We start from the raw sequence: 12343 nt of genomic DNA on the forward strand, positions 1-12343 counted from the left end.
CTAAGACTCCTTATTCTTTTTAAATATTGCAGTTATCCATTCATTTTTATGAATAACTTTTATAACTTCTAAATCTTTAAATTTATTTAATACTCTATTCTCATGTTTATCTAAAATACCTGAAATAATCAGTAAGCCATCAGGATTTAAAGATTTTTTTAAATCATTTGCTATCATAACTAAAACATCTGCTACTATATTTGCTATTACAACATCATAAGTTTTTGTTGATTTATTTATAGAACCAACCCAACTATCATTAAATTTAGTATTATTTAATTCAAAATTTGATTTTGTATCTACTATACAAACTTCATCTGTATCACAAATATCAACTACACAACCTTTTTTAGCTGCAGCAATTGCTAAAATACCACTTCCAGTTCCTACATCTAAAACCGTTTGTTTTTCTTTCACAAATTCATCTATTGCTTCTATACAAGAAGAAGTTGTTTCATGATGTCCTGAACCAAAAGATAATGCAGGGTCAATTATAATATCAATTTTATTATCTTTTTTTTCTTCCCAAGACGGACGAATAAAAAAATTCCCAACTTCAACTGATTTAACAGATTTTTGGTACTCTTTTATCCAATCAATATTCTCTTTTTTTTCATAAATTATTTCACATTTTACATCTAAAGCTTCAGAAAATCTCTCTATTCCAAACTTTAAATCATCTAGTTCATCTTCACTTCTAATAATTATACAACCATCATTTTCTTCAAAAGCATCTTCAGTTAATGACTCAAGTAGTTCTAAAAAAAGTTCGTAATTTTTTTTTGGTTTAAGCACCAATTCAAAATAGTATTTAGACAAATATTTCCTTTACAAAATACATTTTTACTTTTAAAAAGTGCAATATTCTATCGAAATAACTTTTTAATTCAATTAAAGTTATTAAAAAAAGTTTTCTATCATATCTCTCATAACATCAACTTCACTAACTTTGTTTACAATATCTCGAAACTCATTAGCTCCTGTGTAACCTTTTGAATATGAATGTAAAAGTTTTCTAAACATTATAGCACCATGATTCCCATGAAAATTTATCATAGAATCAAAATGTTCTAAAATAATCTCTTTTTTCATTTCATTTGAGATATCTTCAATTCCATGTTTTAGTTGATAAAATACCCAAGGTTTTCCAATAGCACCTCGTCCTATCATCACTCCGTTTGCTTTTGTATATTCTAAAACTTCTTTAGCTTTTGCATAATCTTTAATATCACCATTTGCAATAACTGGAATTGAAATAGCTTCTTTCATCTGTTTTATTGCATCATAATCAACTGGAGCTTTATATTTCCCAGCTCGTGTTCTTCCATGAACAGATACAAAATCAACACCACAAGCTTCAACTGCTTTTCCAATTTCAACTGGAATTTTTTCATTTACTCCAAGTCTTACTTTTGCACTTGTATATTGTTTTTTAGAGTATTTTTTTACTGTACTTAAAATCTCTTCAAGTTTTTTTAAATCTCCTAAAAGATTTGAACCAGAGCCATGATTAAAAACTTTTGGAGCAGGACATCCACAATTTAAATCAATTCCATCAATGCCTTCAACATCATTTAAAATTTCAACTGCAGCTTTAACTAAATCAACACTATTTCCTGCAATTTGTACAAAATATGGATCTTCAGTAGGAGATTTTTCTACCATTTTAAGTGTTCTTGCACTTTTATATACTAAAGCATTTGAACTAATCATTTCTGAAATAGTTAAATCAGCACCAAATTTTTTAACAACACTTCTAAAAGGTAAATCTGTATAACCTGCAAGTGGTGCTAACACCACTAAAGGTCTTGTAAAGTCGAGTTTATTCATTTATTTATATGATAGAGTTTCTACATTATATTTTTTTCCAGCATCTTTTAAATCTAAAAGTGCTTTAAAAGGAAGGAACTCATTTTCTTGTGTATTTGCTAATACTTCTCTTAATTTATCAATCATTTCAAACTCACATAAGACATGTAAATATGCTGTAGTTGCTTCATCATTTTCAGATGATAGTTTTTCGAAAATTGAGATGATTTCATCTGGATTTAATATTTTTTCATAAGTTTTTGCTAAATTTAAATAATCTTTTTTATCAAAATTAAGCTCTTTTACTAATGCTAAAATTTCTTCTTGAGTAAACCCAAATTCATTATTTAAAGCATCTTTTTCAAAAAGTTTTTGAGCTAACTCTTTATCTAATTTAATATTTTTATAAAGTTTTTTAATTGTAGTCATAGTTTTTTCACTTAAAACTTTTAAGAAAGCTTTTTTAACTACATCAAAAGAGTAATTTTCTGGTTTTTTTATAACATCAACTGCAAAATCAACTTGTTCTTCTATTTTATTTAAAAGATTTTGTTTTGCTAAATCAGAATTTTCATTTAATTTTACAGATTTAACAAATTTTCCTTTATTTATATCTTGTACAGCTGCAACAGTTTTATTTAAATCTTCATTTAAAGAAGTAAAAGTTTCAGATTTAACAGATATATTAAGTTGAGATAAAACAGCAAATAATTCTTTGAATTTTTTTGTTCTAAATTTTGCATTATTATCTTTTCCAAGTAATTGAGAATTTATAAACTCTATCATTGTTTCATGGTCTTTTGATACTGCCCATTTTTTAAAGAAATCGCATGCAGCATAAAAAAATAAATGTAAATATGTAGCTATTGCTAAAAACAAGAATGGTAAAATAATCCAAACTGAAACTGGTAAAATTTGACTATATCCAAATAGTGAAATTTCGTAATCACCTAACTCTAAACTATATAAAAATCCAAATAACAAAATAGCTAAAATTACAGTAGAAACAATATATCTTTTAAGCCCCATCTTATCTCCTTTTAGAACTTCTTTTTTTTAAGTTTTGATTATACAAAAATGTTTATAAATTACTTATGATATGGATGATTATTTTGAATACATAAGCTTCTAAATATCTGCTCAGTTAAAACAACATTTGCCACTTTATGAGCCATTGTTAAATCACTTAGTGAAATTACACTATCACACTTATTTAAAAACTCTCTTTGAAATCCATACGCACCACCAATAAAAAAATTAACTTCATTTTTATTATCAATTAATGATGAAAAGGCATAAGTATCAACTCTTTTGCCTAAAACATCAAGTGCAATGTTATAACCTTTTAACAAAGGTTCATATGTTTGAGAATATGCAAGTTGAGACTCTTTTTCTCCAATAGTTTGGGCTTTTGCTATATTTTTATTAAATATATAATGAACTTCAACTTTTGCATATTTTGACGACATTTTTATAAACTCTTTTATAATTTGGTCAAAATTATCAGCTGTTGGTTTTAATATTGCATAAATATTAATTTTCATCAAAAAATCCACTTCCAACAACATTAAATTTTACATTTAAAATCTTATCTTCTATTTTTACGCCACCAATAGCACAAACTGAATGTTTAGAAATTTTTGCTAAATAACTGATTTTTTCACCTAAAATATTGCTTACATCTTTTGTATTAGTTTGTTTATAAGCTCCAAGACCAATCATATCTAAGTTCAATTCATTTGCTTCTAAAATCTCTATTTCATTGTGAGTTGAAAGTCCAAGTAGTTTATCTTTGATTTTAATTCTTACAAGTTTTATAGCAAGATTTTTATCTTTATGAATTTTTTCTAAGTCTTCTTGACCTAAGTGTAAACCATCTGCAAAATCTATAAGTTCTATTTTATCATTTACAATTATTGGGATATTCAATTTTGATTTAAAATATAAAAGATTTATTTTTTGTTCTTCCAAAGATGAAATTTTATCTCTATATTGGATAATTTTTACATCTTTTTTTCTACATAAATCAACAAAAGTTTCTAAAGAAATATTTTTTTTAAGTAGCGTTTCATAATCACATAAAACATATAAGTAGTTGAAAGCTTCAAGTTTAAAACCCAAAGCTTTTTCTAAATTTGAAATCATTTATTAACTAATTTTTTCTCTTTGAAACATTGTTAATAAATCTGTCAAAGTTTGCTTCATCTTAGATCTATTAACAACCATATCAATAGAACCTTTTTCAAGTAAAAATTCTGCTCTTTGGAAACCTTCTGGTAAATCTGCACCAATTGTTTGCTTAATAACTCTTTGTCCTGCAAATCCAATTAATGCTCCTGGCTCAGCCATAATAATATCACCTAAAAAAGCAAATGAAGCAGAAACTCCTCCCATTGTAGGATCTGTTAAAATAGAGATATATGGAAGTTTTGCATGATCAAGTTTTTTAAGTGCTGCAGAAGTTTTTGCCATTTGCATTAAAGCAAAAGTTGATTCTTGCATTCTAGCTCCTCCAGAAGCTGATACAATAATTAAACCTTGCTCTTTTTCAATAGCTCTATTTACAGCTCTTACTATCTTCTCACCTTCAACACTTCCTAAACTTCCACCCATAAAAGAAAAATCAAAAACTACCATTTGAACAGGAATTGAATTTATAGTACATTCTCCACTTACAACAGAAGATGTTCTTCCTGTTTTATCAAAAGCTTCCTCAACTCTTTTTTTATAAGAAGTTTTATCTACAAATTTTAAAGGGTCATTTGGTTTTAAATCTGCATCAAATTCAACAAAACTATTTTCATCAGATAGAATTTCTATTCTTCTTTTTGCACCAATTCTCATATGGAAACTACATTTGGGGCAAACATTATCTTGATTTTCTACCTCTTTAAAAAACATTAATGCACTACAATTTGGACATTTTATCCAGTGAGTTGGTGCATCTTTTTTTGTTGGTTGTTCTTTTTTACTATCAAAAGATATTTTGCTAAACAAGTTTTTTAAATCCATATATACTCCTTTTAAATTGGTTCCCAATTTAAAAGGAACCTTTCTTTTTTTACTATTTTATTTAAAGATTTTTAAATTTCTCTAATTCATCTAATTTTTCCCAAGGATAATCACTTTGTCCTACTTGTCCACGTGCAGCAACATCTGCATAAAGGAAAGTATCAACACTTGGTTTATCCAAAGCAAATTTTTGTGTAATCCATCTTGGTGTTAATGGGAAATTTTCCATAACAAAAGCTGATAATACATCATCATTATGTTTTGTATAAGTTCCCATTGTATCAACAGCAACTGATGTTGGACGTGCAACTCCAATAGCATAAGATATTTGAACTATTGCTTTTTTAGCAAGTCCAGAAGCAACTATATGTTTTGCTATCCATCTTGCAGCATAAAGTCCACTTCTATCAACTTTAGTGTAATCTTTACTACTTTGTGCTCCACCACCAATAGGTGCATATCCACCAAAAGAATCAACAATCAGTTTTCTTCCTGTTAAACCACTATCATGTAATGATGAGTGATTTACATATCTTCCTGTTGGATTTATATGAATAATTGTACTATTTTTATCATACAATTTATCAGGTAATCCAGAGTTGTCAATTAAGCCTTGAATCAATGTTCTTACTTCTTCAATTGGCATTCCTTCAACAGAAGGAGCACTTACAACTATTGTATGAATTTTTTGTGGTTTACAATTTTCAAAATTCTCTTTTGTACCATAATCAACAGTAACTTGAGTTTTTATATCAACCCCTAATTTTTGATTATTTTTTAAAGCATAATTATAAACTGTATCACAAAGTTTTCTTGCATAAACTATTGCTGCAGGCATAAATTCATCTGCTTCATTTGAAGCAAATCCAAACATAATTCCTTGATCACCTGCTCCAATTTCTCCAGTTGTTTGGTCAACTCCTTGAGAAATATCAGGACTTTGCTGATTTAATAAAACTTGTACTTTTACATCATCAGGATGAAGTGCTTGTTCTTTTGTAAATGCACTTTTTCCGTCATATCCAATTTTTGCTAATGCATCTTTTACTATTTTTTCATAATCATTTTGTGATAATTTTGCATTAGATTTTACTTCACCACCAATAACTATGTGTTTTCCAGCTACAAAAACTTCACTTGCAACTCTACTATTATTATCTTCTATTATTAATCTATCAACTATTGAATCTGCAATAATATCAGCACATTTATCAGGGTGTCCAGGGCTTACTACTTCACTTGTAAATAAGTATTGAGATTTTTTTTCCATTTTGTTTTCCATCCTTTGTTTTCCACAAGCTTTGCTTGAGTTGTTTTCCATCTTTTGTTTTCCATTTTTTTATCTCTTATAATTGTTAAGAAAATTAAAATAAAAATTTAAAGAATTCAATTTCCCCAAAAGGGAAAAAGTTTCTTATTTTAACGAAATTTAACTTATATGTTTTATATTTATTCGACAGTCACAGATTTAGCCAAATTTCTTGGCATATCTACGTCATTCCCAAGTCTTATTGAAATTTCCATAGATAAAAGTTGTAAAACAACCAACATTTCAAAAAACTCTAACATATAGTGTTCTGATTTATTTATTTTTATAAAATCATCAGCCAAATCAAAATCAAGTGCAGAAATAGCACAAATAGTACTATCTCTAGCACTAAGTTCTTCTACGTTTGATTTAATTTTATCATAAAGTAAATTTTGTGGCATAAGTGCGATTGTAAAAAGTTCTGGGTCTGCAAGAGCAATAGGACCATGTTTCATTTCACCTGCTGGATAACCTTCTGCATGTAAATAAGAAATCTCTTTTAGTTTTAAAGCACCTTCTAAAGCCAATGGATAAAATACATCTCTTCCAATGAAGAAAAATCCATGTCCATGTAAATATCTTTTTGATAATCTTCTTGTTTTTTCATGTATTTTGTCACTAATACAAAGTGATTTTGGAACTTCTCTTAAAGTGTGAAGTTCAACTTCTAATTTTTCATTTGAAATTACATTTTTTACTTTTGCAAAATATAAAGATAACATCCAAAGAACAACTGTTTGAGTAGAAAATGCTTTTGTTGAAGCAACACCTTTTTCAATTCCAGCTCTTGTAAGAATAGTAAAATCAGCCGTTCTTGTCATAGAAGAGTTATCAACATTACAAATTACTAAAGTTTTTAATCCTGCATTTTTTGCCATTTTTAAAGCTTCTAAAGTATCAGCAGTTTCACCACTTTGAGAAATAACTATAAATAAAGTATCTTTAGTTAAAAGTGGTTCTTTATATCTAAATTCACTTGCTACTTCAACACTACATTTTATTTTAGAAATTCTCTCAAATAAATATGAAGAAGTAAGAGCAGCGTGATATGAAGTACCACAAGCACAAATTTTTATCTCATTTATTCCATCAATTATTGATTTATCAATTTCATCAAATAAAATTTCATTATCTTTTATTCTTCCCAACATACAATCACTAACTACACTACTTTGCTCATAAATTTCTTTTTCCATAAAAAATCTATATCCATCTTTTTGAGCAAACTGTTTTGATGTTGGTAATGTACTCCATTTATGATTATCACTGAAAAATTCTATACCTGAAGCAGTTGCAACTCCACCAACTTTGTCTTCTAAATAAACAACATCATTTGCTAAACCAATAAGTGGAGCATCAGATGAAGCAAATAAAACTTCATTTTCTTCAATTCCTCGTGCAACGATTAAAGGACTTCCTAGTTTATAGAAAAATATTTTTTTAGGTTCTGCTTTTGAGATTAGAAGAATTGAAAAAGCACCTTCAAGTCTTGAAACTGTGTTTTGAAAAGCTTTTGTAGCGTCATTTAATTGGTTATTATAATTTTCAAAAAGATGAACTATAACTTCTGTATCTGTTTGAGAAACAAATTTATGTCCTTTTTGTGTTAACTCATCTTTTAACTCTTTATAGTTTTCAATTATTCCATTATGAACTACATAAGAATACTCTCCTAAATGTGGATGAGCATTTAGTTCTGTTGGTTTACCATGAGTTGCCCATCTTGTATGTCCAATTCCTAAATCATAATCTTTAGAAGGTACACTATTTACTTTTTCTTCTAAATTTACAAGTTTTCCTAAAGCTTTAAAAACATCAATATTATCATCTTTAAGTACAGCGATTCCAGCACTATCATAACCTCTATACTCTAACTCTTTTAAACCATCTAATAATAATTTTGTAGTATTTTTTTTACCTATATATCCAACTATTCCACACATTCTATAAAACCTTTATATATTTTTCAAGATTGATTATATTGAATAATCACTAAATATTTAGTTTTTCAATTAATTTATTATGTATTTTTCCATTTGTTGCCACTATATATTTATCTTCAAATAAATTATACTCTCCACCACTTATATTCGTGATTCTTCCACCTGCTTCACTTAAAATTAAAACTCCAGCACTTACATCCCAAGGTTTTAAATTCATCTCATAATATCCCTCAAAAGTTCCTCTTGCAACAAGGCATAAGTCAATAGAAGCACTTCCTAATCTTCTTAAATCTTGACAAAAAGGTAAAACATCTTTTATTTTTTTCAAAATATCTTTTAAATCACTTTCATTTGAACCACTTGTATATGGAAATCCTGTAGCAATAAGTGATTTTTGTAAATCTTCTTCATTACTTACTTTTAATTTTTTACCATTTAAAAAAGCACCTTTTCCCGCTCTAGCAAAATATAACTCATCTAAAATTGGATTATAAACAACAGCTAAAAAAGGTTTTTTGTTTTTATAAACTCCAACAGATATAGCTGTATGTGGAACACCATTTACAAAATTTGTAGTTCCATCTATTGGATCAATTATAATTGAATTATTAAACTCTACTTTTGAGTTATCTGACTCTTCAGCTATGATATTAAACTCTTGAAAATGTTTACTAAAATGTTTTTTTAGATAGTTTTCAACAGCAATATCATATTTTGTCACTAAATCTTTTTTTGCTTTAAAAGATACTTCTTTATCTGAATAATAACCATTTTTAAGTATTTTTCCAGCTTTTTTTATAATTTTTATTAATTTCTTTTTCATAGGATTTCCTAAATTTTTTCAGTATTTTATCTAATTGAAACAAAATATATGTAAAATCCTTTTTATGAAAGATTTTATTCCTACTTTAAATCAAAACTTTACTTTTGGAAATTGTAAAAATTGTCAAGCACATTGTTGTAGTGGTTTATATGGAAGCATATATTCTCAAATCTTAAAAGAAGAGTTTGAATCCGTTTATAAAAATTTTCCTATATTATTTATATTTGGAACTTTAGGTTTTATAAAACCTGTTATTTTGTTGTCTAATGGCTTTGATTTTTGCCCACATTTAAAAAACTTTAAATGTACGATTTATGAAAATCGTCCAATTGTATGTAAAACTTATCCTTTAAGTCCAAATTTAGATAATCAAATTTATATAGATAGTTCTTGCCCTGAAATAAATAAAGGAGAAGAGCCTTTTAAGTTTGAAGAAAGTTATTTTAAAAACTATCAAGAAAAATATATAGAGACTCATTTTGAATTTGAAAATCTTAAAAAAGAAGATTTTCAACTCGTTTATAATATAAAAAATGAAAATTTTTATAAATACATAGGAAATGAAAATTCTAGTTATTTAAAACTACATATACTTTCACTTAAAAACTTACACAAATTAGAGCTTTAAAATATAAAAAAATTATTTATATTTTAATTATTACTTGATTTCTACCTTTTTCTTTTGCGTTATATAAAGCTTCATCTGCTCTTTGAAATATATCTTCTGTTTTTTCGTTTTGTTTATAAATCGTTGCACCAATAGAGCAAGTTATATGTTCAACTTCTTCAAAATGATTTTCTTCAATAGCTTTTCTAATATTTTCTAAAACTTTTCTTGCATTATGTGTAGTTTTAACTTTTAAAAGTAAAATAAACTCTTCTCCTCCCCAACGAATCAATAAATCATCATTTCTTGAAGATTTTTTAATAACATTTACAAACTCTTTTAAAACTTTATCACCTGTATTGTGTCCATAAGTATCATTTACTTTTTTGAAAAAATCAATATCCAATATAGCAAAAACTAATATATCTTCTTTTGTGTACTCTTTTACAATCAATTTAAAATGTGATTCATAATATTCTCTATTAAATGCACCAGTTAATTTATCATGGTTTGTTTTATCTTCTAATAATATTTGTTTTAAAATAGTATCACTTATATCAGTAAGAGATATCAAATATTTTTCATTTTCCAATTCAACTACTGAAATATTAAATACTTTTTTTGTTTCTGTTAAAGGATGAATAATAGAAACTATTCTTTTTTCTAAATCTAAGTTTAAAATATTTTCAATCCAACTAGAATCATTTTTGATTTTTCCTAAATGAAAAAACAACTCTTCTTGTAAAAAAGTATATATTAAACATTGGTGTTTATCTTGAAACTCTTTCAAATCTTTACAATCAAAAAATTCAAGAAAAAATTTATTTGCAAAAATAGGTCCAAAATCATTTATAATAAAAATCATATTTGGTTGAATATCTAAAATTGTATTAATAAATTTTTTCTGTTCAGATAATCTTCTATTTAAAAATTTTAATTTCACGTAAAAAAATAAAATAAACAAAAAAATCACTATAAATGGTAAAATTATTTGCCATAATAAAACATAATCTATATCTTTTTCATATATAGTATATGCCCATTTATCTATCAACTCTTTGATTTGGCTAGAAGGTATTGCATTTATTGTTTTTTGTAAAACATCAAATAATATTCTGTCATCTTTATTTATACCAGATACAAACTCTATTTCATCACTTGTTTTTCCTGCAATTTTCAAATGACTTGAATATTCTGTTTGAATCTTATATGCAACACTATATAAAGAACCAATAAATGCGTAAATTTTGCCTTCTTTTAGTTGTTTTAAACCCTCTTTTGTATTTTCAACTTCAATAATATTTAAATTTGAATATTTATTTCTAAAATAATCAATATTTACATAATCTTTTGAAATTGCTATTTTTTTATTTTTTATATCTTCAATTTTATTAATAAAAGAGACATCAAGTTTTGTAGCGATTACTAAAGGAACTTTAAAAATAGTACTTGTAAGTTTTAACTCATTTTCAGTTTTTGGTGTTTTAATAACTAAAGATGAAAAATCACATTTTTTATTTTTAATAAATTCTATTGTTTCATCCTGAGAAGTCGTTTTTACTACTTCAAATTTTGTTGATAAATGTTTTTCTACTATACTAAAATAATCAGCTCCAATTCCTGTATATTTGTTATTTGCATCCAATTTTTCATAAGGATTCCAATCAGAATCTATACACATTTTTATAGGTTGTTTATCTTCTAAATAGGCTTCCTCTTTCATATTCAAATCAAATTCATTTATACTTAAATCATTAAAAATAATATTTGTAAAATCTATTGTATTTTGTGCTAATCCTAAAACTTTATAAATACTAAAAATTTTTTCTAGTTTTTCTGGTGTTATTTTTCCTATTTCATTTGTGTTATGATAAGCCAATTTTTTTAGTTCATTTGCTTCATAAATCAAAGCTTCTTTTGATTTATTTTGAGAATTATATTTTTTATAAATTATTTCAACTGTTTCATTTATATTTGAAAAAGCATAATCCCAACCTTTTAAAGATGCTTCTTTAAATCTTTTTACCTCATCTTTTTGATTTTCTGAATATTTTTTACTTGTAGCTAAAATATCACTATAAAAATCAAACCCAAAATCTTTTGGATTAAAAATCACTGGATTTCCACCTAACTCTTTTAAAACATAAGGTTCATTTGAAATATATGATGCAATTAAATCTGTTTTACCATCTAATAAATCTTTTGTATTAAATGATGGTGTTTGAATTATTAAATCTTTGAGTTTTAAACCTTGAGAAAATATCATAGATAAAAGAGAAACGTCTGCACTTAAATCACCTGAAGTCATAACTCGTTTATTTTTTAATTCGCTTAATGATGTAATATTTGAACTTTTATCAACAAGTAACACTAAAGGACTTGATTGAAAAATTGTTGCTAAATAAATCAACTCTTTTCCTTTTGAAATATCAATCATAGAAGTTGGTCGAAGAACAGCATATTCTATTTTTCCATTATCTAAGTTTTCAATTGTATTTAAGTTTTCTTGCCACTCTTTTAAATCAACATCTAAACCCGAATCTTTATAAAAACCTTTTTCTTTCGCGATTATATATCCTGCAAATTGGAATTGATATTTCCAAGGAAGTTGTAAAGTTACATTTTTTTGCTCATTTGAAATTAATGAAGTGCATATAAAAATAATTATTAGAAATATTTTTTTCATTTAGACTTTAACCTTTTAAATTGCGAATTATTTGGATTTTTATATTTTTGTAGAATAAAAATAAAACGATAATAATACTTTAATAATAATTAATTATTAATTACTCAAAATATTATTATTATGAACAAAAATTCATATTTAATTCATCATATAT

Annotated in this window: 11 protein-coding genes; 1 reads left to right on the top strand and 10 read right to left on the bottom strand. The window is 26.0% G+C overall.

The annotated features are described in order from the left end of the window. The 9 genes from B0175_RS01410 to B0175_RS01450 all read right to left on the bottom strand — a co-directional run bounded on the left by B0175_RS01410 (position 1) and on the right by B0175_RS01450 (position 8896). The gene (locus B0175_RS01410) at positions 1–819 is read right to left on the bottom strand and encodes a 50S ribosomal protein L11 methyltransferase (protein WP_108526950.1); all 819 of its coding nucleotides are present in this window, start codon (positions 817–819) and stop codon (positions 1–3) included. 81 nt (positions 820–900) lie between these two features. Continuing rightward, positions 901–1830: a tRNA dihydrouridine synthase gene (locus B0175_RS01415; protein WP_004510516.1), complete on the bottom strand. Its 930-nt coding sequence runs from the start codon at positions 1828–1830 to the stop codon at positions 901–903. After that, on the bottom strand, positions 1831–2838 hold the full coding sequence (locus tag B0175_RS01420) for a hypothetical protein (RefSeq protein WP_108526951.1): 1008 nt from the start codon (positions 2836–2838) through the stop codon (positions 1831–1833). A 59-nt stretch (positions 2839–2897) separates the two neighbouring features. Next, positions 2898–3353, bottom strand: coding sequence for a 23S rRNA (pseudouridine(1915)-N(3))-methyltransferase RlmH (locus tag B0175_RS01425; RefSeq protein ID WP_004510514.1), 456 nt, complete (start codon positions 3351–3353; stop codon positions 2898–2900). Next, a complete protein-coding gene (locus B0175_RS01430) occupies positions 3343–3954 on the bottom strand; it encodes a thiamine phosphate synthase (protein WP_108526952.1) in 612 nt (203 codons plus the stop codon). Before B0175_RS01430 ends, B0175_RS01425 begins: the two co-directional genes overlap by 11 nt. A 3-nt stretch (positions 3955–3957) precedes the next feature. After that, complete coding sequence (gene accD, locus B0175_RS01435; RefSeq protein WP_004510512.1) at positions 3958–4821, bottom strand: acetyl-CoA carboxylase, carboxyltransferase subunit beta; 864 nt, start codon at positions 4819–4821, stop codon at positions 3958–3960. Between the two features lie 61 nt (positions 4822–4882). Continuing rightward, positions 4883–6091, bottom strand: a complete 1209-nt coding sequence (gene metK, locus B0175_RS01440) for a methionine adenosyltransferase (RefSeq protein ID WP_210004221.1) — start codon at positions 6089–6091, stop codon at positions 4883–4885. A gap of 179 nt (positions 6092–6270) precedes the next feature. After that, positions 6271–8073, bottom strand: coding sequence for a glutamine--fructose-6-phosphate transaminase (isomerizing) (gene glmS, locus B0175_RS01445; protein WP_108526954.1), 1803 nt, complete (start codon positions 8071–8073; stop codon positions 6271–6273). A 49-nt stretch (positions 8074–8122) separates the two neighbouring features. Beyond that, the gene (locus tag B0175_RS01450) at positions 8123–8896 is read right to left on the bottom strand and encodes an inositol monophosphatase family protein (protein ID WP_108526955.1); all 774 of its coding nucleotides are present in this window, start codon (positions 8894–8896) and stop codon (positions 8123–8125) included. Between the two features lie 64 nt (positions 8897–8960). Here B0175_RS01450 and B0175_RS01455 point away from each other — a divergent pair, with 64 nt between their 5' ends. Continuing rightward, entirely contained in the window at positions 8961–9524 is a 564-nt protein-coding gene (locus tag B0175_RS01455; RefSeq protein ID WP_108527064.1) for a YkgJ family cysteine cluster protein, read from the top strand. Between the two features lie 16 nt (positions 9525–9540). Here the strand turns inward: B0175_RS01455 and B0175_RS01460 are convergent, their stop codons facing one another. Next, the gene (locus B0175_RS01460) at positions 9541–12189 is read right to left on the bottom strand and encodes an ABC transporter substrate-binding protein (protein WP_108526956.1); all 2649 of its coding nucleotides are present in this window, start codon (positions 12187–12189) and stop codon (positions 9541–9543) included. Between the last annotated feature and the right edge of the window lie 154 nt (positions 12190–12343).

The organism is Arcobacter lacus, assembly GCF_003063295.1.
In the GTDB taxonomy this organism is placed as follows: domain Bacteria; phylum Campylobacterota; class Campylobacteria; order Campylobacterales; family Arcobacteraceae; genus Aliarcobacter; species Aliarcobacter lacus.